Annotated in this window: 29 protein-coding genes; 18 read left to right on the forward strand and 11 right to left on the reverse strand. The window is 55.1% G+C overall.

Annotated elements, in window-relative coordinates; all coding sequences use genetic code 11:
* Positions 1–2 precede the first annotated feature (2 nt).
* The 6 genes from rlmB to dnaB all read left to right on the forward strand — a co-directional run bounded on the left by rlmB (position 3) and on the right by dnaB (position 4,583).
* Positions 3–776 carry a 23S rRNA (guanosine(2251)-2'-O)-methyltransferase RlmB gene (gene rlmB / locus ACI9KD_RS00985; RefSeq protein ID WP_414979275.1) on the forward strand — a complete coding sequence of 258 codons (774 nt, stop codon included), beginning with the start codon at positions 3–5 and terminating at the stop codon, positions 774–776.
* Between the two features lie 105 nt (positions 777–881).
* A complete protein-coding gene (gene rpsF, locus ACI9KD_RS00990; RefSeq protein WP_414979276.1) occupies positions 882–1,328 on the forward strand; it encodes a 30S ribosomal protein S6 in 447 nt (148 codons plus the stop codon).
* 28 nt (positions 1,329–1,356) lie between these two features.
* Positions 1,357–1,584 carry a 30S ribosomal protein S18 gene (gene rpsR, locus ACI9KD_RS00995; RefSeq protein WP_414979277.1) on the forward strand — a complete coding sequence of 76 codons (228 nt, stop codon included), beginning with the start codon at positions 1,357–1,359 and terminating at the stop codon, positions 1,582–1,584.
* 74 nt (positions 1,585–1,658) lie between these two features.
* Positions 1,659–2,579: a hypothetical protein gene (locus ACI9KD_RS01000; protein WP_414979278.1), complete on the forward strand. Its 921-nt coding sequence runs from the start codon at positions 1,659–1,661 to the stop codon at positions 2,577–2,579.
* A gap of 53 nt (positions 2,580–2,632) precedes the next feature.
* On the forward strand, positions 2,633–3,082 hold the full coding sequence (rplI, locus tag ACI9KD_RS01005; protein WP_414979279.1) for a 50S ribosomal protein L9: 450 nt from the start codon (positions 2,633–2,635) through the stop codon (positions 3,080–3,082).
* A gap of 100 nt (positions 3,083–3,182) precedes the next feature.
* Entirely contained in the window at positions 3,183–4,583 is a 1,401-nt protein-coding gene (gene dnaB, locus ACI9KD_RS01010; protein ID WP_414979280.1) for a replicative DNA helicase, read from the forward strand.
* 31 nt (positions 4,584–4,614) lie between these two features.
* Here dnaB and ACI9KD_RS01015 read toward each other — a convergent pair whose 3' ends face one another.
* Genes ACI9KD_RS01015 through ACI9KD_RS01025 form a run of 3 tightly spaced genes read right to left on the reverse strand, consistent with a single transcriptional unit; the run spans position 4,615 to position 6,980 of the window.
* Positions 4,615–5,619 carry a polysaccharide deacetylase family protein gene (locus tag ACI9KD_RS01015; protein ID WP_414979281.1) on the reverse strand — a complete coding sequence of 335 codons (1,005 nt, stop codon included), beginning with the start codon at positions 5,617–5,619 and terminating at the stop codon, positions 4,615–4,617.
* A gap of 10 nt (positions 5,620–5,629) precedes the next feature.
* Entirely contained in the window at positions 5,630–6,298 is a 669-nt protein-coding gene (locus ACI9KD_RS01020; protein WP_414979282.1) for a replication protein P, read from the reverse strand.
* Positions 6,210–6,980, reverse strand: a complete 771-nt coding sequence (locus ACI9KD_RS01025) for a DnaT-like ssDNA-binding domain-containing protein (protein ID WP_414979283.1) — start codon at positions 6,978–6,980, stop codon at positions 6,210–6,212. Before ACI9KD_RS01025 ends, ACI9KD_RS01020 begins: the two co-directional genes overlap by 89 nt.
* A gap of 93 nt (positions 6,981–7,073) precedes the next feature.
* Between ACI9KD_RS01025 and radA the strand changes: the two genes are divergently transcribed.
* Positions 7,074–8,447 carry a DNA repair protein RadA gene (gene radA, locus ACI9KD_RS01030; protein ID WP_414979284.1) on the forward strand — a complete coding sequence of 458 codons (1,374 nt, stop codon included), beginning with the start codon at positions 7,074–7,076 and terminating at the stop codon, positions 8,445–8,447.
* Positions 8,448–8,450: 3 nt separating this feature from the next.
* On the opposite strand, the gene ACI9KD_RS01035 is transcribed toward radA, so the two are convergent.
* The 3 genes from ACI9KD_RS01035 to ettA all read right to left on the reverse strand — a co-directional run bounded on the left by ACI9KD_RS01035 (position 8,451) and on the right by ettA (position 11,421).
* Positions 8,451–9,314: a peptidyl-prolyl cis-trans isomerase gene (locus ACI9KD_RS01035; RefSeq protein WP_414979285.1), complete on the reverse strand. Its 864-nt coding sequence runs from the start codon at positions 9,312–9,314 to the stop codon at positions 8,451–8,453.
* Positions 9,314–9,682: a PilZ domain-containing protein gene (locus ACI9KD_RS01040; protein ID WP_414979286.1), complete on the reverse strand. Its 369-nt coding sequence runs from the start codon at positions 9,680–9,682 to the stop codon at positions 9,314–9,316. Before ACI9KD_RS01040 ends, ACI9KD_RS01035 begins: the two co-directional genes overlap by 1 nt.
* A gap of 74 nt (positions 9,683–9,756) precedes the next feature.
* Positions 9,757–11,421, reverse strand: a complete 1,665-nt coding sequence (gene ettA / locus ACI9KD_RS01045; protein WP_414979287.1) for an energy-dependent translational throttle protein EttA — start codon at positions 11,419–11,421, stop codon at positions 9,757–9,759.
* Between the two features lie 128 nt (positions 11,422–11,549).
* Here ettA and glyA point away from each other — a divergent pair, with 128 nt between their 5' ends.
* The 11 genes from glyA to ribA all read left to right on the forward strand — a co-directional run bounded on the left by glyA (position 11,550) and on the right by ribA (position 20,070).
* A complete protein-coding gene (gene glyA, locus ACI9KD_RS01050; RefSeq protein WP_414979288.1) occupies positions 11,550–12,845 on the forward strand; it encodes a serine hydroxymethyltransferase in 1,296 nt (431 codons plus the stop codon).
* Positions 12,846–12,883: 38 nt separating this feature from the next.
* Positions 12,884–13,375 (forward strand): transcriptional regulator NrdR, encoded by a 492-nt coding sequence (gene nrdR / locus ACI9KD_RS01055; RefSeq protein ID WP_414979289.1) that lies wholly within the window; start codon positions 12,884–12,886, stop codon positions 13,373–13,375.
* 15 nt (positions 13,376–13,390) lie between these two features.
* Positions 13,391–14,500, forward strand: coding sequence for a bifunctional diaminohydroxyphosphoribosylaminopyrimidine deaminase/5-amino-6-(5-phosphoribosylamino)uracil reductase RibD (ribD, locus tag ACI9KD_RS01060; RefSeq protein ID WP_414979290.1), 1,110 nt, complete (start codon positions 13,391–13,393; stop codon positions 14,498–14,500).
* A 12-nt stretch (positions 14,501–14,512) separates the two neighbouring features.
* Complete coding sequence (locus tag ACI9KD_RS01065; RefSeq protein ID WP_414979291.1) at positions 14,513–15,178, forward strand: riboflavin synthase; 666 nt, start codon at positions 14,513–14,515, stop codon at positions 15,176–15,178.
* Positions 15,175–16,299 (forward strand): 3,4-dihydroxy-2-butanone-4-phosphate synthase, encoded by a 1,125-nt coding sequence (gene ribB, locus ACI9KD_RS01070; protein WP_414979292.1) that lies wholly within the window; start codon positions 15,175–15,177, stop codon positions 16,297–16,299. The genes ACI9KD_RS01065 and ribB overlap by 4 nt, the downstream gene beginning before the upstream one ends.
* 97 nt (positions 16,300–16,396) lie before the next feature.
* A complete protein-coding gene (ribE, locus tag ACI9KD_RS01075) occupies positions 16,397–16,870 on the forward strand; it encodes a 6,7-dimethyl-8-ribityllumazine synthase (RefSeq protein WP_414979293.1) in 474 nt (157 codons plus the stop codon).
* 1 nt (position 16,871) lies between these two features.
* Complete coding sequence (gene nusB / locus ACI9KD_RS01080) at positions 16,872–17,324, forward strand: transcription antitermination factor NusB (protein ID WP_414979391.1); 453 nt, start codon at positions 16,872–16,874, stop codon at positions 17,322–17,324.
* Entirely contained in the window at positions 17,311–18,243 is a 933-nt protein-coding gene (gene thiL, locus ACI9KD_RS01085) for a thiamine-phosphate kinase (RefSeq protein ID WP_414979294.1), read from the forward strand. Before nusB ends, thiL begins: the two co-directional genes overlap by 14 nt.
* Positions 18,244–18,285: 42 nt before the next feature.
* The gene (locus ACI9KD_RS01090) at positions 18,286–18,768 is read left to right on the forward strand and encodes a phosphatidylglycerophosphatase A (RefSeq protein ID WP_414979295.1); all 483 of its coding nucleotides are present in this window, start codon (positions 18,286–18,288) and stop codon (positions 18,766–18,768) included.
* Positions 18,765–19,391, forward strand: a complete 627-nt coding sequence (locus tag ACI9KD_RS01095) for a TIGR02281 family clan AA aspartic protease (RefSeq protein ID WP_414979296.1) — start codon at positions 18,765–18,767, stop codon at positions 19,389–19,391. The genes ACI9KD_RS01090 and ACI9KD_RS01095 overlap by 4 nt, the downstream gene beginning before the upstream one ends.
* Before the next feature lie 85 nt (positions 19,392–19,476).
* Positions 19,477–20,070: a GTP cyclohydrolase II gene (gene ribA, locus ACI9KD_RS01100; protein ID WP_414979297.1), complete on the forward strand. Its 594-nt coding sequence runs from the start codon at positions 19,477–19,479 to the stop codon at positions 20,068–20,070.
* A gap of 30 nt (positions 20,071–20,100) precedes the next feature.
* On the opposite strand, the gene ACI9KD_RS01105 is transcribed toward ribA, so the two are convergent.
* From ACI9KD_RS01105 to ACI9KD_RS01125, 5 genes are all read right to left on the reverse strand, one after another.
* The gene (locus ACI9KD_RS01105) at positions 20,101–20,919 is read right to left on the reverse strand and encodes a polyprenyl synthetase family protein (RefSeq protein WP_414979298.1); all 819 of its coding nucleotides are present in this window, start codon (positions 20,917–20,919) and stop codon (positions 20,101–20,103) included.
* A gap of 44 nt (positions 20,920–20,963) precedes the next feature.
* Positions 20,964–21,170, reverse strand: coding sequence for an exodeoxyribonuclease VII small subunit (xseB, locus tag ACI9KD_RS01110; protein WP_414979299.1), 207 nt, complete (start codon positions 21,168–21,170; stop codon positions 20,964–20,966).
* 138 nt (positions 21,171–21,308) lie between these two features.
* Positions 21,309–22,310, reverse strand: coding sequence for a glycosyltransferase family 2 protein (locus ACI9KD_RS01115; protein ID WP_414979300.1), 1,002 nt, complete (start codon positions 22,308–22,310; stop codon positions 21,309–21,311).
* Positions 22,307–23,521: a glycosyltransferase family 2 protein gene (locus ACI9KD_RS01120; protein WP_414979301.1), complete on the reverse strand. Its 1,215-nt coding sequence runs from the start codon at positions 23,519–23,521 to the stop codon at positions 22,307–22,309. The genes ACI9KD_RS01115 and ACI9KD_RS01120 overlap by 4 nt, the downstream gene beginning before the upstream one ends.
* Positions 23,518–24,408, reverse strand: coding sequence for a class I SAM-dependent methyltransferase (locus ACI9KD_RS01125; protein WP_414979302.1), 891 nt, complete (start codon positions 24,406–24,408; stop codon positions 23,518–23,520). Before ACI9KD_RS01125 ends, ACI9KD_RS01120 begins: the two co-directional genes overlap by 4 nt.

Consider the following 24,408-nt stretch of genomic DNA (forward strand, 5'->3'; position numbering starts at 1 on the left):
CTATGGCGCTGGATTACGCGTTTGGGCTGCATGCGGTAGAGGAGTTGCTGCGTCGACAGCCAAAGTCAGTCACTTGTCTGTGGGTGCAAAAAGGCCGCGATGATGGTCGGATGCAGGCTCTGCTTGCACTGGCGGCTACGGCAGATACTCCTGTGAGTCGTTTGCCGCGGGTAAAGCTCGATGAACTCGTATCGGGGCGACATCAGGGTGTGGTCGCCCAGTTGGGCGAGAACACGGCGGGGCAGTCCGACCTGCGTTGGAGTGAGGAGCATCTTGCGCAGGCGGTTTTGGAAAACCCGCAGGCACTGATTCTGGTGCTCGACGGTGTGACCGATCCGCACAATCTTGGCGCCTGCTTGCGCAGTGCAGATGCGGCTGGTGTGACCGCGGTTGTTGTTCCCAAGGACAATGCGGCAGATATTACGGCTGTGGTGCGCAAGGTGGCCTGCGGCGCGACAGAAACCGTGCCGCTAGTGCGGGTGACCAATCTGGCGCGGAGCCTGGGTGCCCTCAAGGCGGCTGGAGTTTGGATCTATGGGACGGCAGGCGAGGCCGGGCAGAGCATCTACAACACAGAGCTGAGTGGGCCTGTGGCACTGGTGATGGGTGCAGAGGGGGCGGGTATGCGACGCCTCACTCGAGAGCGTTGCGACTTTTTAGTCAGCCTACCTATGGCGGGCAGTGTAAGCAGCCTGAATGTGTCTGTGGCGACGGGTGTTTGCTTGTTCGAGATACGCCGCCAAAGACTGCTTGCAGACCACGCTGGAGGACTGTAAACTCCGCGCCTCAAAATTTGGACGGTCAAACCTGGCTGTTTCTCCTTGTCATACGGTCTAATATTGGCATTAAACCGGTGGCTAAACCCCGAAAGGAGCTCGTTGATGCGACACTACGAAATCGTGTTCTTAGTGCACCCGGACCAGTCTGAACAGGTCCCCGGCATGACTGAACGTTACACCAATATCATCACCAAAGACGGTGGTTCTGTACACCGTCTGGAAGACTGGGGTCGTCGTCAGCTAGCGTTCCCAATTTCCAAGATTCACAAAGCCCATTACATTCTCATGAATGTTGAGGCTTCCAACGAAGCCATGGACGAACTCACCACAACTTTCCGTTATAACGATGCGGTTATCCGTAATCTCGTGATTCGTCGTGATGCGCCGGATCTGGATGAGTCGCACATTATGAAAGCTGAGAAAGAGAGCCGCGAGCGTAAGTCCCGCTACGAGGACCGTCAGGGTACCGAGAAGCCGCGTCGTGACAACGACGATGCATCTGATACCACCGAAGAGGCACCGGCTGCAGCAGTCGAAGCCGAAGCCTAGGGCGCGGACACACAAGGAGTAATATCAGATGGCACGTTTTTTCCGTCGTCGTAAGTTTTGTCGTTTCACCGCCGAAGGCGTTAAAGAGATAGATTACAAGGATCTCGATACCCTGAAGGCCTACATCTCCGAAACAGGCAAGATCGTTCCAAGCCGTATTACGGGCACCAAAGCGAAGTACCAGCGTCAGCTTTCTACTGCTGTGAAGCGCGCGCGTTTCCTCGCTCTGCTGCCTTATACCGACAGCCACCGTTGACTGTTGGGGACGTCGAGGATGATTTCCACGATGTCCCATAGCTAAACAGCATGCAGGGACTTGCCAGATTTGCAATGAGTGGGCGCTATCGCGCGCTCTTGCTTGCGGTCGCGAGTTCCGGAAGTTTGCTATTTGCCTGGATTGGCGCTGCCGTAGTGGCTTTAGTGATGCTGCGCAAAGGAAGCCGAGAAGGGTTGTGGTTAGTACTTTGGGCCTCACTTCCGGCGCTCTTGGTGACGAGAGTGTCCGGCGACAGCAGCGCCTTGGCGATGTTGTTGGGCACTGCGGTACTGGCGCTGGTTCTCAGGGCATCGATGAGTCTTGCGCTGACCGCCGTTGCGAGCGCTGGAGTTGCCTTAGTCACTGGCTTGGGTTTGCTAGCTTTTGGCCAGTCTATGCTTGCGGAGCTTTCGGCTTTGTTTGCGCAGTTTTTTGCCGCGCTAGAGACACAAACCCTTGAGGCTGGGGGAGAGTCCCTAGGGTTGCAGCCCCCCACGCTGCCACAGTTGGCTGGGATGATGGGCACGGCAAATGGCGCATTGAGTTTTTTGTGTTTGGCGCTCGCTCGTTACTGGCAGGCGGAGCTGTACAACCCGAGTGGGTTTGGCAGCGAATTTAGAGAGCTGCAGTTACCTAAAACGTTGGTTTGGGCTTTGGTCCTGGCAGCGGTGAGTCTAAGTGCAGCGGGCTTGGCGTTTCGCAGTTGGGGAGCGGCAATGCTCCTGCCCGTGACCGTGGCCGGCTTTGCTCTACTGCATGCGCGGGCCAGGCATCGAGGGCAAGGCAGTTTTTGGATGAGCGGCATTTATGTCGCATGGCTGGTGTTTGACGCAGCCAAGCTGGGTCTTGTCGGACTTGTTCTGGCAGATACCATGATGAATTTTCGGCATCGCTGGCAAGGCACCGTGCCTTCAGAGGCGGATGACGACAGCAATACAGAACAAGAACAGGACGTCGGTGATGATGATGATCATCAAGACGATACAAAAGATTAATTCGTACTAGTGAGATAGCAGTGCCTCCGGGCACTGATACAGAGGACCAAACCATGGAAATTATTCTGCTGGAAAACATCGGCAATCTCGGCGGCCTGGGTGACAAAGTTATTGTTAAGGCGGGTTACGGCCGGAACTACCTGATCCCTCGGGGAAAAGCCGTGCCTGCGACTGAGGCGAACGTGGCTGAGTTTGAAGCGCGTCGCGCGGACTTGGAACGAACGGCGGTCGATGCATTGACTGTAGCTCAGGGCCGTGCGGACGCTCTTGCAGCACTTGATGTTCTCACTATCGAGGCTAACGCCGGTGAAGAAGGCAAGCTCTTTGGATCTATTGGTACCCGCGATATCGCAGAAATCGTCTGTGCAGCGGGCTGTGATATCGACAAGTCTGAGGTTCGACTCCCAGAAGGTGCCTTGCGAGAAGTCGGTGAGTACAGCGTTGCGATTCAGGTACACCCCGAGGTAATGACGGCCATTACCGTTGCTGTCGTTCCCGAGTAACACGCGACCGTGATAAAGACGCGGCTTTTGGGCCGCGTTTGCTTTTTCCCCTTTCTAATATGGGCTACTCTGGACGGCCCTGCGCCGGCAAGGTCCGCTGATGGCAGAAGTTAGTCCACAACGCTCCCAGTCCAACCGTCCCTACGACGGCGATGTCGCACGCATCAAACTCCAGCCCCAGTCTGTGGAAGCAGAGCAATCTGTTTTAGGCGGACTCATGATTTCCCGGGACGCCTGGGATAGCGTGGCGGAGATGGTGAGTGCGGAGGACTTTTACCGTCCTGATCATCGACTGATTTTTCGCCAGATTCGTAACCTTGCCGAAGCGGCTGAGCCTGTTGACGTCGTCACGCTCGCCGACCAATTACAGCTCAGTGGTGAGCTGGATGCCGCTGGTGGCCACGCATACCTGTCAGAGCTCGCGGAGAATACCCCCAGTGCTTCCAACATCCGAGCCTATGCCCAAGTGGTCCGAGAGCGTTCAGCGCTGAGGCGGCTGATTGAGGCTGCCCAGGAGATCGCCGATAGCGGGTTTACGCCTCAGGGTCGAAGCTCTGCAGAGCTCATTGATGAAGCGGAACGACTCATCATGCAGATCGGCGAGCAGGGCCCCAAAGCGGGTGGACCACAGGACGTAGGTACTCTTCTTACCGAAACTGTGCAGCGTATCGAAGAGCTGTGCAACAGCGGTGGGGATATCACAGGTCTGACTACCGGGTATGTCGATCTCGATAAAATGACCTCGGGACTGCAAAAATCGGATCTGGTTATCGTGGCGGGTCGACCTTCCATGGGTAAGACGGCATTTGCCATGAACCTAGTGGAAAACGCGGTCTTGCATCAACCGGGCCCAGTGCTGGTGTTTTCCATGGAAATGCCTGCAGAGGCGCTGATGATGCGTTTGCTGTCCTCTATTGGCCACATTAATCAAACGCTTGTGCGTACCGGCCGTTTGGATCAGGCTGGCTGGGAGAGTCTTTCGAATGCCGTTGGCAAGCTTAAGAACACGGGCTTATTGATAGATGACACGCCAGCACTGACACCCACAGAAGTGCGGAGTCGCGCACGGCGTGTCAAGCGTGAGCACGGCCAACTCGCCATGATCATGATCGATTACATGCAGTTAATGCAGGTGGCCGGTGCCTCTGAGGGCCGCACAGCCGAGATTTCTGAAATCTCGCGTAGCCTAAAGGCGATTGCCAAAGAGTTCCGCTGCCCCGTGGTGGCGCTGTCGCAGCTCAATCGTGCTTTGGAGCAACGCCCCAACAAGCGTCCCGTGAATTCAGACCTCAGAGAGTCTGGCGCCATCGAGCAGGATGCGGACGTGATTATGTTTATCTACCGTGATGAGGTGTACAACCCCGATTCCGCGGACAAAGGTATTGCGGAGATCATTATCGGCAAGCAGCGGAATGGACCTATTGGTACCTGCCGCCTTGCGTTCTTTGGCGAGTACACACGCTTCGAAAACCTCGCTCATTCCTCGGCAGACCGCTACTAAACGCTCCTTAGGACGTCCAAAGTTATACCGACTAGTCCATTCCAGCTTGCGCGCGAACATAGCGTGCGGCTTCTTCGTGGGTAGCGAACCATACGTCGCCCTTGGCTTTCATATGCTCGATAAGCCCCTCTAGAGCCACGATACGGGACCTGTGGCCGCTCACATGCGGGTGCAGTGTGAGCAAAAACATCGTTCCTTCTTCCCAGGCCTTGTCAAACTCATCGATCCAGACCTGCATGATATCTCGAGGATTCATATAGCGGTTGCCCCGGGGGTTGAACATGGGGGCGTCGTCCAGGATCCATTCCACCGGAAGCTCCACAAGCCCCGTAGGCTTGCCATCCTGCACGAGTTCATAGGGCCGGTCGTCATGCATCAAGGAGCTTTCGTAAAGAAAGCCCATCTTGCGCACAATGCTCAAGGTGTTGGGGCTGTGGTTCCAAGAGGGTGCCCGATAGCCCACGGGTCTCTTTCCGCTGATGGCTTCGATCTCATCTCTTGCTTGGCGGAGCAAGCGCTCTTCCGTGGCGGCATCAAGACTAGTATTCAGTTCATGGATCCAGCCATGCACAGCGATTTCATGCAGCCCGGACTCATTAATCAATGGTGCCTGTTCGGGAGCGATTTTCAGGCTCCAGGCCGGGAAGAAAAACGTCGATGGAACCTGCTCTTCATTCATGAGCTTTACGATCCGTGGCAGGGCCACCCTATGTCCGTACTGCCCCTGGGATAGCGGACCGATACTGACTTCACCGGTGCGTAGCCCCATGACCGTTTCGTTGTCGACGTCATAGGACAGCAGGACCGCAACGCGTGCGTCCCCAGGCCAGCTTTCGGGATTCAGGTCTCTTCCTGCGCGAACCTGGTTAACGGCATCAAAAACCGTTTTTTCAGACCAGTTCCAGGGTGTTTTAGGATCCTCTGCGAGAGCGCCTGATTCAGCAGAAACGACTGCCGCCCCTAACGCGGCCACACAAGCCATTATCAGGGTGGGTAGGGTGTGAGCGAGCTTGAGAGTCCTGCAGTTTGGCAGCATAGAGAGATCCTTAAAGATCGTTATCGGCTTTTAATCGTTGAATCTGTTGCAGAGCGGCATCGCCCTCCAGAGCTTTCGATGTCAGACGGTTTTTGGGGGGATCAGGTATCGGTGGAATCTCACCGCCCATGAGCAGCGTCGCGCAGCGCGACTGATAGTGACGATTAAACACAGGCCAACTTTGCGTTTCTGGCGCTGCAGCCAGCCGTTGCCAGCCGCTATCACGCCCAGCCCAATACACAGCGGGATGCGACCAATGCTTGAGTTCTGGGGGCGAGCCGGCATTGCAGGCTTCCAGGTAGGCTGCGCGAGCAGCCGGCAGACCCAGGGCCGGTAGGCTTTCCTCGCAGCATTTGTGCATGCGGTTGAGTGTCGGAAGGTACTCGCTGTTTTCGATAGCGAGCTTGGCGCCCTGAAGGATCTGCGCTGGCGGGACAGCCTTTAGGGAGTCCAGCCACAGCTTCTTAATCTGACGCAGCTGCTCGGCATCACTGAAGGCCGCGTAGTACTGGTTATGATAGTTCAGTCGAAAAAGCGCAAAGACCTGATTGATAGCCTCAACGAGAGCCGGGTCGGTTTTGTGTCGCGAGTCACTCTGCCCAGGATGTGTCGGTGAGGTCGCTTTCGAGGCTGCTATCTCGCGTTCGACGCGCTGTGCCAGTTCCCCGCTGTCCTGCATGATCTGTCCCCGTTGCTTCTTGCTGCTGCCTAGCCCATTGGAATTGTACATGTTGTTTGAAGCGATTCTGCCAGGCGTGCCCGGCGTTGCCTCGTTCTCGCCAGTATAGGGTGAAGTCTTCTATCTGCTGCAGTGCAAATCCGCGAGGAACTCCGTGAAAACGCTCCAGAAGCTCCAGCATATCTTCGCTGGGTTGAAAATCTGGCGGTAAAGGCTGGCCTTCGCGTTTTCCGGGCCTAGGTGCAGGGGAGCTTGCGGCCGTTACCGTGACTTTCGTATTCACAGCTTGATCTGGCGCCGCTTTAACCGCGGTGGTGGTGGCCGCAGGTGGCACCACTGGCGCGATCTGGGGCGCTGGCACAGCCCTCACTACTGGCGTTTCATTGATTGCCAGCAAAATACTGTCTTTGGCCGCGGTTTTGCGGTCGATGTTCAGCAGTCCCAGGGACTCCAGTGAATCGCAGACAGCCTGGAGTTCCTCTTCGCTCCAGAATGGCAGCAGTTGCATGAGGTAGGCACGACTAACGTGCAGCCAAGGAAGACCGTCTCTGCGTGTCGCGGGTTGATGCAGGTACAGCCCCTTGATCTGCTGTAACAAGACAGCTTCTGGCAATCCCACAGCGGCCGCTAGTTCGGCGGAGAACACCAATTGGGACTGGGGAATGAGGGGTTGCGGGGCCATGCACACTTCTGATTAACGAGAGCGGCCGCACAGCATACCCAGCTTGCGACATTAGTTGTAGCATCGCGGCTGAGTTTTGATGTGGGAATGACAATGGCTAAGGCAAAGACAGCCTTCGTGTGCAGTGATTGTGGCTCGGACTATCACAAGTGGCAGGGGCAATGCAGTGACTGCGGGGCCTGGAATACGCTCAGTGAGATTCGCTTGAGTGGTGCTAAGAGTTCAAGGCGCTCCCCCGCAGGTCGAAGCCAGGGTTTTGCGGGTGAGCTCGCTCCTGCTCGGGTGCTTAGCGAAATTGATGTCTCTGAGGTGCGGCGTATTCCCACAGGTATGGCGGAGTTTGATCGCGTGCTTGGCGGCGGTCTGGTGCCCGGGTCTGCGATTCTTTTAGGCGGTAATCCTGGTGCCGGCAAAAGCACATTGCTGCTGCAGGCCTCTTGCCAACTGGCAAGCCAAATGTCTGCTTTGTATGTCACGGGGGAGGAGAGCCCGCAACAGATCGTCCTGCGCGCCAAGAGACTTTCTCTACCCTTGGATCAACTGAAGCTCATGGCAGAGACCAATATCGAGGCCATACTGGCTGCGCTGGACACTCATCAGCCTAAGTTGTTAGTGGTTGACTCTATTCAGGTTGTCTATAACGAAGAGTTGAGCTCTGCGCCTGGGAGTGTGTCTCAGGTGCGAGACTGCGCCGCTACGCTGACCCGCGTCGCCAAACAGCGGGGCATCGTGCTCCTACTGGTGGGCCATGTCACCAAAGACGGAAGCCTGGCGGGCCCAAAGGTGCTCGAGCATATGATTGATTGCTCGGTGCTCCTTGAGAGCTCGGATGATCAGCGGTTTCGCACCCTGCGGGGACAAAAGAACCGCTTTGGCGCGGTGAACGAACTGGGGATCTTTGCCATGACCGAGCAGGGGCTTCGGGAAGTACGAAACCCCTCGGCGATTTTTCTGGAGCGGGGGGAGAAACAATCCTCTGGCAGTGTGGTAATGGTGGTCTGGGAAGGCACGCGACCACTTTTGGTAGAGATTCAGGCCCTGGTAGACGATAGCCCACTGGGCAATCCCCGCCGACTGGCGGTGGGTTTGGAGCAGAACCGACTGGCTATGTTGTTGGCAATTTTACATCGCCATGGAGGCTTGCAAGTCGGCGATCAGGATGTCTTTGCCAACGTCGTAGGGGGTGTGCGCATACTCGAAACCAGCGTTGATCTGGCCTTGCTGCTCGCGATTGTCTCAAGCTTTCGAGACCGTCCTTTACCGCGGGATTTGGTGGTCTTTGGAGAGGTGGGTTTGGCGGGAGAAATTCGTCCCGTACCGTCGGGGCAGGAGCGGCTTGCCGAGGCTGCCAAACATGGCTTTGCCCGCGCCATCGTCCCACGCGGCAACGCACCAAAAATCGCTCCGCCGGGGATGCAGGTTTATCCGGTCGCTACTCTTGCGGAGGCTCTTGCTCTGGAGTTATAGCGTTTAGCTATCTGTTGTGAGGGATTGAATCTCAATGTCGTAGCGCTGCAGTAAACCCGTGTAGAGGGTATCTCTCGCGGTGATTATCTGCTGTGCTCGCCAATCACGAAGCACGGCACCTCTTATTTCATCTAGTTTTGGCTGTGTTTGGCTTGTCATGTTTTCTATGAACACGAGGTGAACGCCGTAGGCCGAGGGTACTGGTCCTGACCACCGCCCTCGGGGGAGTGCCTCCAGACTCTCTGCAAACATTTGCCCAAAGCGATTACTCAGTTCGGTCTCGCGATCGTTTACTAAGCGCTGCGGTATCGCCAGAGCGTCTCCCAGCGCCCGATCGACCTCCGGCTTGTCTTTATCAAGTGCTAACAAAGCCGATTTGGCATCGGCGTTAGCGTCGACCCGTCGATCCGCACTAAAAAAGCGGTGGCGCAGTGTGTATCGGGCGTCCTGTCGATAGTCATCGGCATGCGCCGCGTACCAGGCTTGGAGTTTCTTCTCGTCCGGCTCCACAGATACGGCGATCTGGTCCATAAACGATTCGTATTTCTGGCGGAGTCGTCGGCGTACCACGAGATCATTGGACGCCAGCCCCATGGCGATGGCTTCCCGGTTGGCGATTTCCTCACGTACCCAGTTGTCAAGCAAACCTTTGAGTTCTTCGGCGGTGGGCGGGCGCCTCCAGACGCGGCTATAAGCGGCAACAAGCTGCTCCTGTTGGGCAATGCTGACCGTGATTTCTTCACTGGTAGTCTGTGCATCGTTAATCAGCACAAAGCCGACAAAAAACGCCAGACCGATTGCTGCAAAATGAAACAGAGGGTCCCGAAAGATACCCGCTCTTCGGGATTGGGGGCGTTCACCTGCCACTAGGGGTTGTCCAGCTTGTCGATGTCTGCCTCTAATGCCAAAGGATCTGAAACATGCTCCGACAGCAGGGCTCGCAGCGGTTCAACGTTTGTGCTGTCCACATGCTGCACTGAAAATCCGAGCCTGCCGGCTTCGACGTGCTGGAGATACGCATGTAATTCAAGTATGCCGTAGCGTCCCGCGTCAATAATCAACATGAAAGGCTCGTTGTACTGGGCGTCCCATAGTTCCGGCTGATCGGTAGAGATGCCTGCGACACAAATATCGATCAGTCGTTGATGCCAAACGCTCCCTCCCTGATGGACCTCCACCGGGAGGTCGATTTTGGCGCGGGAAAACTGGCGGCGTTCACCGGGGAAGTTGCTCATCCTGCTCTACCTGATATCGAATACTGAGGACATTGAATCACAGCCGCTTGCTTGAGCAAATACTCCGATCAGCGCTATTTTAATTTGCGGTACCGCAGTCGATGAGGCTGGTTTGCTGCGGCGCCCATACGTGTGCGACGACCATCCTCGTAATCACTGTAGTTTCCCTCGTGGAACACGACGCCCCCGTCGTCCTCATAGGCAAGAATGTGTGTAGCAACTCGGTCCAGGAACCAGCGATCGTGAGAAATAATCATCGCTGATCCAGGAAACGCCAAGATCGCTTCTTCGAGCGCGCGAAGAGTTTCCACATCCAGATCGTTGGTCGGTTCGTCCAGAAGAAGCACGTTGGCACCCTGTTTGAGCAGCTTGGCAAGATGTAGTCGATTTCGCTCGCCGCCGGACAGGTCCTTAACGTACTTCTGCTGGTCCGCACCTTTAAAGTTGAAGCGACCGACATAGGAGCGGGAGTTAACCTCGTAGCCACCTATATTCATTATGTCCAGGCCGTCGGAGATTTCCTCCCAAACGGTTTTTTCTCCCACTAAATCGTCTCGGGACTGGTCGACATACGCCAACTTGACCGTTTCGCCCAACTCGATAGTTCCAGCGTCTGGCTGTTCCTCTTCGGTTATCAGTCGAAACAGCGTGGATTTGCCCATACCGTTGGCGCCGATGATGCCCACGATGCTGCCTTTAGGGACCGACAGGGAGAGATCCTCAAACAACAGGCGATCGTCGTAAGTCTTGCGAAGGTTCTGGATTTCTATGACTTTGTCACCCAGGCGCGGGCCTGGGGGGATGTAGATTTCATTGGTCTCGTTGCGGCTCTGAAACTCCTGAGACTGCAGGTCCTCGAAGCGCGCGAGTCGGGCCTTGCTCTTGGCTTGGCGCCCCTTGGGGTTACTGCGAACCCACTCCAGTTCAGATTTGATGGCTTTTTGGTGCGAGGCCTCCTGGCGCTGCTCCTGATCGAGACGCTGCTCTTTGGCGTTGAGCCAGTCCGAGTAGTTGCCTTCGTAGGGAATGCCGCGCCCGCGGTCTAGTTCGAGAATCCAGCCCGCGGCGTTATCCAAAAAGTAACGATCGTGGGTGATAGCTACCACTGTGCCGGGGAAATCGTCTAAAAAGCGCTCCAGCCAAGCCACACTTTCGGCATCAAGGTGGTTCGTAGGCTCGTCCAGCAACAGCATGTCCGGCCCTGACAACAGTAGGCGACACAGCGCGACACGGCGCCGCTCACCACCAGAAAGGGTTGTGACGTTTGCATCCCAGGCGGGGAGGCGGAGAGCATCCGCGGCGACTTCCAGTTTGTGCTCGATGTTGTGGGCGTCCGTGGCCTGAATAATGTCCTCAAGGCGAACCTGTTCCTTGGCCAGTGCATCGAAGTCGGCATCGGGTTCGGCATAGTCTGAATAGACTTTTTCCAGGCCGGCCAGAGCGTTCAGTGCTTCACTGAGGCCTTCTTCGACATTGCCGCGCACGTCCTTTGCAGCGTCCAATTGTGGCTCCTGCGGTAGATAGCCGATCTTGAGACCGGGCTGTGGGCGTGCTTCGCCGAGAATGTCAGTGTCCAATCCCGCCATGATCTTTAGCAAGGTGGACTTACCCGAGCCGTTTAGGCCCAGTACGCCGATCTTTGCGCCAGGAAAAAACGACAGCGAGATATTCTCGAGAATGGTTTTTTTGGGTGGGACAACCTTTCCCACGCGGTTCATGCTGTAGACGTACTGTGCCATGTCTGATTAGTTTTCCTGTGCTTCGAGGCACGGATTCTAGCAAAAGTGCAGTGGAGATAGGCCAGACTCTGGCTTTCGGTTAAAATCTCTTCTTGCCCATTTTTTTGTTCGCATCAGGAGAGATCGCCATGTTCGACGATGCCATGTCTATTGAGGGCTTCGATGACGCCCTGTTTTCTGCTATCTGTGATGAAGAACGCCGTCAGGAAGAGCATATTGAGCTTATAGCCTCAGAAAACTATGCAAGCCCCCGGGTCCTTCAGGCCCAGGGTTCGGCGCTCACAAACAAGTATGCCGAGGGATATCCGGGAAAGCGTTACTACGGTGGATGCGAATACGTCGATAAAGCTGAAGTGCTGGCTGTGGAACGGGCTAAGGCGCTGTTCGGAGCTGACTATGCCAACGTGCAGCCGCATTCGGGCTCACAAGCCAATTCGGCCGTGTTTCAGGCGCTTGTTACACCCGGCGACACGATTCTGGGGATGAGTTTGGCCGATGGTGGGCACCTTACCCATGGCGCCAAGCCCAGTTTTTCTGGAAAGCACTACAACGCAATCCAGTATGGCCTCGATAATGAGACCGGTGAGATTGACTACGATCAGATAGATGCCCTGGCGCGCGAGCACAAGCCGGCGATGATTATCGGCGGTTTCTCTGCCTACAGCCGGATTGTTGATTGGGCACGCTATCGAGCGATTGCTGATGAGGTGGGCGCTTACTTGTTGATTGATATGGCGCATGTTGCGGGGCTTGTGGCGGCTGGCGTGTATCCAAACCCCGTGCCTTTTGCAGACGTTGTAACTTCTACCACCCACAAGACCCTTCGGGGTCCTCGCGGTGGCATCATCCTGGCAAAAGCCAATGCAGCCTTAGAGAAAAAGTTTCAATCAGCGGTTTTCCCAGGCGGTCAAGGGGGGCCTTTGATGCACGTTATCGCGGCCAAGGCTGTGAGCTTTTTAGAGGCCCAGCAGCCGGAGTTTGTGGTCTACCAGGAACAGGTTGTTAGCAATGCCCGCGCCATGGCCGCGACGTTCATGGACCGTGGGATCAATATTGTTTCCGGGGGTACTGATAATCACTTGATGCTCGTGGACCTCATCGGCAAGCCTTACACGGGTAAGGATGCTGATGCTGCTTTGGGTGCTGCGAACATCACAGTGAACAAGAATGCGGTTCCGAATGATCCGCGTTCCCCGTTTATCACCTCTGGACTGCGCGTCGGCACGCCGGCAATTACCACCCGCGGATTTGGCGAAGCGGAAACGCGAGAGCTGACACACTGGATGTGTGATGTGCTCGAAGCGCTTGAGGGGGGGGACGCTGAGGGGGTCATCGCCACAGTGAAAGCCAAGGTCCTGGAAATCTGTGCGCGTTTTCCAGTGTATGGAGAGCGTCCAGCGGCCGGATCGGCCGTTGCCGCCTGAGTTCTCAAAGAATCACGCATTCATAGGCGGAGTCGCTAATGCATTGTCCTTTTTGTTCGGATGACGACACCAAGGTGATCGATTCACGCTTGGTAACTGATGGTGCCCAGGTCCGCCGCAGGCGGGAGTGCCTGTCATGCAAGGAACGGTTTACGACCTACGAGGCGGCCGAACTGTTAATGCCCCGGGTTATTAAACAAAACGGGAGTCGTGAACCTTTCAACGAAGACAAGCTTAGAGCGGGCTTTTTACGGGCACTTGAAAAGCGTCCAGTGTCCGTGGAATTGATTGAGGCGGAAATTAGCCACATCAAACAGAAGCTGCGAGCCACGGGAGAGCGCGAGGTTAACTCAAGAGTATTGGGTGAGTTGGTGATGGATAGCCTCAAAGAGCTTGATAAGGTCGCCTATGTTCGATTTGCGTCGGTGTATCGAAGCTTCGAGGATATCGCAGAGTTTCAGGCGGCGATTGAGCGACTTCAAGCCGAGCCGGAGTCCTCTGTAAATCCGCTCCCCGATAGCGACGCCTGAGGCGTCGCTTGCCGTATGTTCAGCGCACTAGATGATCAGTTTATGGCCCGCGCGCTGCGTTTGGCGGATCGCGGTAAGTACTGGGCGCGTCCGAATCCCCACGTAGGCTGTGTATTGGTTCGCGATTCAACAATCGTTGGTGAGGGCTTTACCCGGCCGGCGGGTGGTGATCATGCTGAGGTGGTAGCACTGAGGGCAGCAGGTGATGCGGCGCGAGGCAGTACGGCTTACGTTACCTTAGAGCCCTGCGCGCATACGGGCCGTACACCACCTTGCTCCCAAGCCCTTATCAAGGCAGGCGTTGTGCGCGTTGTGGTAGCCCTTAGGGATCCAAATCCCAAAGTGGATGGCGGGGGTCTTAAGGACCTTGTCGCGGCTGGAGTTGATGTTACTGAAGGCCTCATGGCTGATCAGGTTGAATTGCAATTGGCGGGTTTTCTGGCGAGACAGCGCCGGGGGCGGCCGAGACTTCGGATCAAGTTGGCGATGTCCCTGGATGGTCGAACGGCCATGGCATCCGGGGAGAGTCAATGGATTACCGGTGCGGATGCGCGCCGTGATGTCCAAAGGCTCCGGGCAGAAAGTTGCGCAATTCTCACGGGAACCGGGACGGTGCTTTCTGATAATTGTGCGCTGACGGTTCGGGATGCGTTTTTTGACGACGAACTATTGCCGCGCCCTGAGCGGCGCGCATTGAGGGTGGTTGCTGATACTCACCTTCGTACGCCGCCCGATGCCGCCGTGCTCCAGGGTGCTCAGCCGAGCCTGTTGATGCATGCCCAGGACGCCGAATGCCCAGAGTCTTTAGTGGGTAGCAATCGATTGGCGCTACCGGTCATTGGCGGACGCTTAGCGCCGGCCGAAATACTAAGCGCTCTTGCTGCGATGGAGTGCAACGAGATTCTGTTAGAATCCGGACCCACATTGGCGGGCGCGATGCTCCAAAGCGGTCTAGCAGACCAACTCATTATCTATATGGCACCAGTTCTTTTGGGTAGCCGCGCGCGTCCGCTACTGGAGCTGCCTTTTGATCGAATGGCTGATGCTCTGAAGCTAAGTCTTGTAGATCGGCGGGAAATTGGTGCTGATCAGCGCTTTGTCTTTGAACCGCATAACGCAGGATAAACAGGAAACCGAATGTTCACGGGTATTATTCAGGCAGTAGGCACGGTCGCGACGCAGCAGCCCAGCGGCGGCGATCTGCGCTTGCGAATCCAGACCGGGAAGTTGCCTTTGGATGATGTGGCAATAGGCGACAGCATCGCGACTAACGGTGTTTGTTTGACGGTTACCGAGTTGCCCGGCGACGGGTTTTGGGCCGATGTGTCCCTCGAGACCTTAAGCCTTACTACACTGGGTTATCTGTCCCAGGGCTCGTCGGTGAATCTCGAAAAGTCCCTGACTCCGCAAAGCAGCCTCGGTGGACACATCGTCAGTGGCCATGTGGATGGCCTCGGTGAAATCGTCAGTATGAAAGAGGATGCCCGTTCTTGGCGCATCGTCGTTCGAGCACCGGACGAGCTTGCTAAGTACATCGCGCATAAGGGCAGCATTTGTATCGACGGCACTAGTCTCACAGTGAACGCGGTAGATGGTGCAAATTTTGATCTAAACATCATCCCGCAAACTATGGCGGAAACGGTTTTTGCACAATACAGCGCCGGTAGCCGGGTTAACCTCGAGGTCGACGTTATTGCTCGCTATCTTGAGAGACTTCTACAGGGGTCTGCTGCAGCAACACCGAATGCGGGGATCGACTATCAGACCCTGGCTGACAATGGTTATTTAGGTAAAGGCGCATGAGTGAACTAAGTATCAACAGCGTAGGTGAGCTGCTGGACGATCTGCGTCATGGCCGCATGGTGGTTATTCTCGACGAGCGGGATGAGCGCAGTAACGAGGGCGTCGTCATGGTGGCAGCGGAGCACTGCTGCGCTGATCATGTGACATTCATGGCGCGTAAAGCCCGGGGGTTGGTATGTCTAGCCCTCACTCAGGAGCGCTGCGAGCAATTGGATCTGCCGCCCATGGTGGCAGGCAGAGAGAGTGATACATCGCATTTCACGCTGTCTATAGAAGCAGCCCAAGGTATTGATACGGGTATTTCTGCCGTGGATCGAGCACTCACCGTGCAGGTAGCGGTAGCGTCTCAGGCCGTGCCCAGCGATATCGTGCAGCCGGGCCATATTTTTCCTCTCGTCGCTCAGCCCGGTGGCGTCTTAACCCGCGCTGGCCACACCGAATCGGCGGTCGATTACACGCGAATAGCAGGTCTAACACCGGCAGCGGTTATTGCCGACGTGCTAGATGATCAGGGTGAGCTTGCCGATGGGCCGGCGCTAATAGCGTTTGCGAATACGCATGGTTTGAAAGTCGGTACCGTGGCTGATCTTATTCACTATCGCATTGCCAACGAAAAAACCATTGAGAGAGTTCGCGAAGGTGACCTCGCGACACGCTACGGCAGATTCCAGTTGGCAACCTACCGGGATCGAACCCATGGCGGTCTACATATAGCACTTACCCTCGGCGAGATCGTCGCAGAAAATCCTACGCTGGTGCGTGTCCACGCGAGTTCGACCCTGCGAGATTTGTTAGGCAGTGAGGTGCGCGGGCAGGTGGGGTGGAGTGTGCAGCGCAGCCTTGAGGCCATTTCCAAAGCGGGATCTGGCGTGCTGGTGTTACTGAGTCGCAGTGAGACCGATGAGCAGCTTTTGCACAGCGTCGATTTGGCCCTGGGGGATATCGAACCAAGAGATCCTAAAGCAGGCGACAGCTACAACACCGTGGGAGTGGGTTCCCAGATTTTACGCGAACTGGGTGTAGGCAAGATTCGCCTGATGGGCGCACCGATCAAGTACAATGCGATATCAGGTTTTGGCCTTGAGGTAATTGATTATCTCGAGCCCCCGGTCTTGGACTAGTGGATCGGAACTTGAGTTAGGCACTTTTTTAAACAAAATATTTTCGACCAAGGCAATGTAAGTATGGCTTTGGTAACAACTGTGAGACGAGTAGATCATGAGTAGTTTGAACACCATCGAAGGGACGATGACACACACGACAGGGCGCTATGCCTTGCTAGTGGGCCGCTGGAACAGCTTTGTTGTTGAGCATCTGCTTGAAGGCGCGGTCGATACACTGAAGCGCCATGGCGTTGCAGAAGCGCAAATTACGGTTATCCGGGTTCCCGGTGCCTTTGAGATACCGTTGGCCTGCCAGCGTCTTGCCAAGACGGGTGATTACGATGCAATTATCGCGCTGGGCGCGGTGATCCGAGGCGGCACGCCGCATTTCGAGCACGTTGCGGGAGAGTGCACTAAGGGCATCGCGCAAGTAAGTCTCAATCAGGATATTCCCATCGCATTCGGTGTTCTTACCGTAGACAGTATCGAACAGGCGATCGAGCGCTCGGGCACCAAGGCCGGTAACAAGGGCGTTGAAGCAGCGTTATCAGCACTGGAAATGGTTAGTTTGCTTGGCCAGCTCTCCTGAGGTGCCAAAGCAGGCCCAACAGGAACTGATCGCCCGGCGTCGCAAAGCGCGGCATTACGCCTTGCAGGCGCTATATCAGTGGCATATGGCGGGAGCAAGCGCATCTGATATCGAAGCCGAGTTTCGCACCGATTATGATTTTGATGTAGTGGACCTTGAATATTTTCAGTCTCTAATCCACGGGGTTCCACCGCTTGCGGAAGAGCTCGATAGTCTCCTGGAGCCGTTACTGGATCGTGAATTACGGGAACTCGACCCCATTGAGCGCTCCCTTTTGCGCATGGGAGGCTTTGAGCTTCGAGATCGCATCGATGTGCCATACCGCGTCGTCATCAATGAGTCCGTGGCTCTGGCCAAAAAATTTGGTGCCGCGGAAAGCTACAAGTACATCAACGGCGTTCTGGACAAACTGGCGCGCCAACTACGCGGTCCCGAGGTTAGTGCCGGACGCTAGTCAGTCGCGCGGCGAATTCAGCCTTATTGCGCGATTCTTCACTCAGCTTGATAAAGGCCCGGACGTCATTCTTGGGAATGGTGATGATGCGGCGATTCTGCGTCTGGCACCGGGCGAAGAGCTAGCAGTGTCCGTAGATAGCATGCTGGAAGGTGTGCATTTTCCAAAGTGTTCTCCTCCGGCAGAGTTAGCCTATCGAGCCGTGGCGGCTGCCGCCAGCGATCTTGCTGCCATGGGCGCAAGACCGGTCGCGATGACACTTGCCCTTAGTCTCCCCAGTGCCGACGATGATTGGTTGACGGATTTTCGCTGCGGACTGACCGATGCCGTTGCGGATCTCTCGCTACCCTTGGTGGGTGGGGATTTGACCCGAGGCCCTCTTACTCTCAGCGTGCAGGTGATGGGAGCTGTGCCCTCCGGTCAGGCGCTTCCGCGCAGCGGCGCCAATCCAGGTGATCTCTTATACGTCAGTGGTCCTTTGGGTGATTCTGCTGCGGGCCTGGCTGTTATCCAAGGTCGTGTTCATCCATCAGAGCAGGTAGCGGCGCTGTTGCGTGCCCGGTTTTGGCGGCCGCAGCCGGCCCTGAATTTGGGTGTCTTGCTGAGGGGTGTAGCGACCGCCGCCGTGGACGTCTCCGATGGCCTGCTTGCGGATGTCGGACATATAGCGCAAGCCAGCGAGGTGTGCGTCGTTGTCGACTCCGCGCTTGTGCCCCTCTCCGAAGCGCTACGTGCGACAGTGCCGCCAGCGCAGGCGCTTGACTGGGCCCTCCGGGGAGGCGAGGACTACCAGCTATGCTTCACTCTGCCTGAGGGGGTTGAGCCTCCCCAAGGTTGCATACGTATAGGCTGCGTCGAAAGCGGCTCAGGTGTACGCTGTGACGTAGAAGGAGGCAGCGATGGATACCGTCATTTCTAGCCGAGCTGCAACTAGGGAACTGTTGAGGATAAACGACCAACAATGAATGCTCACCCGCGGCCAACGCTGACCGACCCAATCCAGTTACTGGCATTTGGATTCGGGTCAGGGCTTTCTCCCAAGGCTCCCGGGACCGTGGGTACCATAGCGGCGCTACCGTTTTACTGGTTTATGGCGTCTCAGCCGTTATGGATCTACAGTCTTATCGTTATTGTTGCCGCTTTGTTAGGTATCTGGATTTGCGGCAGAGCCAGCACCGCGTTGGGTGTGCATGACCATCCCGGTATTGTTTGGGACGAATTTGTGGGTATTTGGATCGCTCTATGGGCTGTGCCTTTTGAGCCCTTATGGATTCTCGCAGGATTTTTGGTGTTTCGAGTGTTTGATATCGCCAAGCCCTGGCCCATTAGTTGGTTGGACCGGCATGTCACCGGGGGCTTTGGCATCATGATTGATGATGTTCTGGCGGGCGTCCTAGCCTGCTTTACTTTGCACTTGGCGCTGTCGTTTGGCGGTAATTTGTGAGGTTTTTACTCTTACTCGCTATGGTCTTCTTCGTGTCCGGTCTGCGGGCAGAAATTGTTGTCGAAGCACTATTGCCAGGGCTTGCGGTTATGCAAATCGATGGCAATCGGGTGACGCTGCGCGAAGGCGAAAGCCAGGGGGGCGTTTTGCTTGTTTCCGCTGATGCCCGGTCCGCGTTGATAGAAATAGGCGGTCGACAGCAGCAATTGCGGGTCTCCCAGCGCATCAGTGGACAGTTTAGTGAGCCTGAGCAGCGCAGTCTTACGATTCCGCGCAATGACCAAATGCAATATTTAACCAGCGCTGAAATCAACAATGTGCGCATTGCGATGATCGTGGATACCGGTGCAAACATCATTGCCTTGAACACTAGAGACGCCCTTGCCGTGGGCATTGCTGAGGATGAGGGTGTGGCGGCCAGTGTTCAAACGGCGGGTGCTATCGTGCCCGCCCGTCGCGTGGTCCTTGATATGGTCGTCGTTGGCGGTATACGTGTCGATCGTGTCACCGCGACGGTGATAGACGGTGAGCAGCCTTCTGTGGCTCTACTGGGCATGAGTTTCTTGCAGCACGTCGAAATGCAGGAGCAGGGCGGTATCCTGACGCTTAGAGCGCGCTGGTGAGTTGATCCCCGTAGCTTGTTTTTAGCGGTGCGTGCGCCTCCGTAGCTCTGCTAAACTAGTGCACCTTTTAGTTTCGGATAGCTTAGTGTCAGTACGATTTGTAGAGGCCTCGCGCTTGCCCACAGACTGGGCCGTGTTCACTATGCACGGCTTCGAGGATGAGGAGGCAAACAAGGAACACCTGGTCCTGACTCTGGGAGATGTGTCCGGCGATGAGCCAGTGCTCACACGCGTTCACTCGGAGTGCCTTACCGGAGATGCTCTTTTTAGCTTGCGTTGCGACTGCGGAAACCAGTTGCAGGCTGCGCTGCGTGCCATTGCGCATGAAGGTAGAGGCGCGCTCTTGTATCTGCGACAGGAAGGCCGAGGTATTGGTCTGCTCAATAAAATCAAAGCTTACAAACTACAGGATGAAGGCGCGGACACGGTCGAAGCCAATGAACAGTTGGGTTTTGGTGCAGATATGCGTGATTACACAATTGTGCGTCCGATGTTCGAGCACTTAAAGATGAGCCAGGTGCGGCTCATGACTAATAATCCGCGCAAAGTCAGTGCGCTGAATGAGTTGGGTATTGATGTCGTAGAGCGCGTTCCGCTGCAGTGCGACAGCAATCCACACAATGAAAAGTACCTGCAGACTAAAGGGTCGAAGCTGGGCCATATGCTGGAAGAACGTTAGCGTCTCTTTGGACTGTGGATTGCCGCTCCATCAGCGGTCGCGTTTTACCATACGAGCAAGTAGGTCACGAAGCTTGTCGGCTTCGGGACCCCAGCCATCGATTAGACCAAGGGCCTCTTCGTAGAGATGCGTGGCGGTGTTTTCTGCAGCTTCCAGCCCCATCAAGGTAACGTAGGTTAATTTACCCGCCGCAGAATCTTTACCCGCGGTTTTCCCCAGCGTAGCGCTGTCACTGCGCACATCGATCACGTCATCGATAATTTGGAAGGCAAGACCTATTCTGTCACCAACAGCCTCAAGCGTGATTTTTTGGGCAGAGTTGGCCTGTCCCACAATGCCTCCCATAACTAAGGCTGCGGTGATGAGTGCACCGGTCTTTAGCGCGTGAATATTTTTTAGCTGCTCTAAGGTCAGAGCCTGCTCGGTGGCTTCGATATCCAGACCCTGTCCGCCGACCATGCCGTCGAAACCAGATGCCTTAGTTAAACAAACGATCAGGTCGACGCGCTGCTGTGGACTCAATTGCTCGTCACTGGCGATGAGTTCAAAGGCTCTTGTCTGCAGCCCGTCACCGACCAAGATGGCCGTCGCTTCATCGAACGCTACATGCAGCGTGGCTTGACCGCGCCGCAGGTCATCGTCATCCATGGCGGGGAGGTCGTCATGGATCAGTGAGTAGGTGTGGATGAGTTCGATAGCTTCTGCGGCGTTAATGGCCAGAGTTTTGCCGGATTCGTTACCTACTGCGCTCGCCGCCGCCTGGAGCAGTCGGGGCCGGAGGCGTTTGCCGGGTGACGCTGCAAGATGGGCAAGGGCACGGTTTAGTCGGTCGGGGGGGCGTTTTTGCATGTTTGGCCGAGGTGGATTTACTGAGTTAGCCAGAGGTAATGGCCTTAATCGATAGTATCGGTTGAAAGCTCTTGCTTTATGAGAGTTGCCACGCGCTGCTCCGCAGTCGAAAGAAGAGCTTGTGCCTCTCGTGTCAGGGTTACTCCTTCTTCAAAATGTTTAATCGATTCTTCAAGAGAATCGTTATCTTGCTCCAGTTTCACGGCAATTTCGTCGATGCGCTTAATCACTTCAGCGAGAGTTTTGCTCATCCATCTATCCTGAATCATAGTCTTACGCCACATACTGACATAGGGAGCCTTGCGGGCAAAGAGCCAGGTACGGTTCACAGCGTCTAAGGGATGATTTCGGGCTCCGGGAGTATTGATTTCCCTACGTCAGGATAATCACTAGTCGCCTGAATTTTTAAACAGACCCATGGCAATTCGCAGGGCGATGAGTTGGTAGACGCGCTTTAACGGAACTAGTTTCACTACGTGTTTTGCTGCCCAGTAGTGGCTGTCATCAGACGCTCCGTTTGTCTGCTCATGACCTGAAAATACACGCAGGCGTGCATTATCCAGACTAACGTTAAGGCGCACTCTTGCGCGAGCATAATCGTTGTTTGAGGAAGATGTGTATTGCAGTACGTATTCTGAGAGAGCGGAGTGATCTATTAGCAGGCTTTCTCTAAGTCCTTCGTCGTAGCGGCTGGCGTTGCTGTGAGAGCCTTCATGTACGCGAAAAAAGGCGACTTTGGTGGCAACAACGCGAATCCCATAGCGTAAGCCAATAGCATGCCACAGTCTGAGATCACATAACTGCTGAAACGGCTCTGTAAAGCCGCCTACGGCTTCAAAAGCGGCCCTCGATATAATCACGTTGGCCGGTTCCCCGATAACGTTGTGCGTGGTGTTTTTTGAGATGATCTTTAGATATTGGTCGGGAGCGATGGCACCACTGCCAAAAACCTTGTCCGCTCGCCAAAATCTATTTAGGTTTCGGTAGGACAGTCTTTCTCTAAACGAGGCGCTGCTCAAGATGAAGTCTCGAAGTCCTACGATCAACGCGTCATTTTCTGAGCGCTCACGCATTAGCACCTCGACACTCTCAGGCGTGAGCACATCGTCGTGTGGCAAAAGCTTTAGAAATGCTCCTCGCGAATGTGCAACAGCTATGTTGAAGTTTGTGGCCATCCCCTGCGTTTCGGCATTTCGAAATACTTTAAGCCGTGAACCCCATTGAGCGGAAAATGCTTCAAGGATTGCGGATGTGCCATCCGACGAGTTGTTGTCGACCGCAACGACTTCGATATTCTTATAGGTCTGTTTAAGGGCGGAGTCGAGAGTTTCCGCTAAGTGACGCTCTCCATTTAAAACCGGTACGCATATGCTTACGAGGGGTTTGGTCATTTACGGTTGACGTCGTCGATCAAAGTTCCGATGTCTAGTATATTTTTACCGGCTTCCACCTCCTTGACGGTGTTTTTTTGTAGTAGCCGTCGCATCATTATGCGACGCAAATAACTTATTCTTTTTTGCGATATGACGTGGAGCTTTCCCAGCAGCCATGGACTTCCCGCGCCAGTGGCAATGAGTGCTCGAAGGGCTAGAAAATAGTACCGTTCTCTCTGGCTTAATAGTGAGATAAAAGACGCGCGTGCCTCGGCGTCTGTATGCCCATTAGCAAGTAGTAATGCAAAGTAGATGATTTGTTTGCGTCGGTAGCGGGCTATGGATGGAGCGGATAAGCGAGGATCATGCTTGTTCGCTTCCTTGAGGGTTGCGACGGCCATTAGCCAATGAGTATTCATTGATGTGCCAGGAAGAATGTCCTCAGCGTTCACTCCAGGCACTGCGAAATCAGTCTCATCAATACTTAAATGTTCGTTTCCAGCACTCTCCCGATGATTTTGGAAGTACCATCCAAAAGAGTTGGGTGATACCCCTATGGCGACGAGGGGGCTTTCTGAGACGACGACTCGCTGTGCCTGAAGCATGACGTTATTCATTGCATAATAGTCGGGGTACGGGGACCGATAAAATTCGCCGTTTTTCGAAAGTTGCTTAATAATGTCACGGTGCAAAGCTACAAATTGCATGTTAAAGCCGTAGGAGTTGTAAAAGTGCATCGCATCATTCACGAGCCGAAGTCTTACTTGACTGTCCAATAGGTATTGGTCTCTTCCGCTTCTCCAAAAGATGGCATTTCTTGCCTCGTTCAGCATGCCTTGCTTCTTTCCAGGTATAACGCCCGGATAGGTAAATAGGTAAGCGCCTAGATAAATGCAATCGGGCTGGCTGTACTCGGCGACTAAACGCCTCAGCCGATCACAGTAGCCCTCTAAGAGGGCATCGTCGTCGCCCAGCATCACGACGTAGTCGCCAGATGCCTGTTCTAGGGCTCTGTTCCAGTTGTCGGTTACAGGCAGGGTTTCACCATGCCAGATGTACTTGATTCTGGAGTCGGCCAGAGACTTAAGCCAGGGGCCCGCCGGCTCAGCTGAATTGTTGTCTGATACGACGATCTCGATATTCTCGTAGTTCTGTTCAAGTGCGCTTGTAACCGCGTACTTGAGTAAATGGATGCGATCTCGTGTCGGGATCAGAATCGATATTTTCATAGTGAGGCTTTGCGAACTACCAGCGTATACGCACTTCGCGTGGGGTCTAATGAACCTAAAGAGTAGCTGATGGCGGCCGCGCCCATGCCGAATGCACCGAGCAGCGACTGAGTAAGCGAAGACCTGGAGAGGTTTTTCATGGATTCTGTCCAGCCGAACCGGTTCCAGTATAGAGTTCCAGCATCACTACTGGTCAACTCAGTTAACTGCAAGTCCCGCGCTTCCAGTTCACGAATCAGTGTTTGAGCCGGGGGCAGAGCGACGTGTCGGGGGGCATCCAGGTGCGCCCAGAAACGGCCAAATATTGAAAATTGAAGAGAGTCTGGGTTCGGTAAGGCCAGCAAGACAGTTCCCCCCGGGCGTAAAACCCTCCACAAATTGTTCATCAGGGCCCTTGGCTCCGTTAGGTGTTCGAGCACATGCCAGAGTGCTATGCAGTCAAAACTGTTCGCTGGGAAACCGGATAGGTCCTCGGGGCCTGCTACTGCCGGGATCTCTAGTTGTTCTTGTATGAATTGCCGGCATGCTCGGTCAATTTCTATAACCTGCGGAAAATATCCTGCCACTTTTGCAAGGTATGCAAAACCACCGACACCGGGCCCAATTTCCAGTATTTCGCATGGACTGGTGTGCTTCTTCAACAGTGAGAGTTTAAATCTGTCCACCTTGCTTCCCGGCAAGAGGTTTGCAGCGCTAAGCGGAATCTGAAAATACTCACTGGCGTAGTAAGTGGCAAGATTCTCGGGGATAAAGGCGAGTTGAAGAGTTTTGCAAGCTTGGCACTCTACATAATTAAATTGACGCTCGTCGATTCTCCGATTGTAGTCGCGAGTCCGATAGCACATGACCAAATCAGAACTTCCACAAAGACGGCATTGCGTAGACAT

The sequence above is a fragment of the Congregibacter sp. genome (assembly GCF_047617445.1).
Lineage (GTDB): Bacteria > Pseudomonadota > Gammaproteobacteria > Pseudomonadales > Halieaceae > Congregibacter.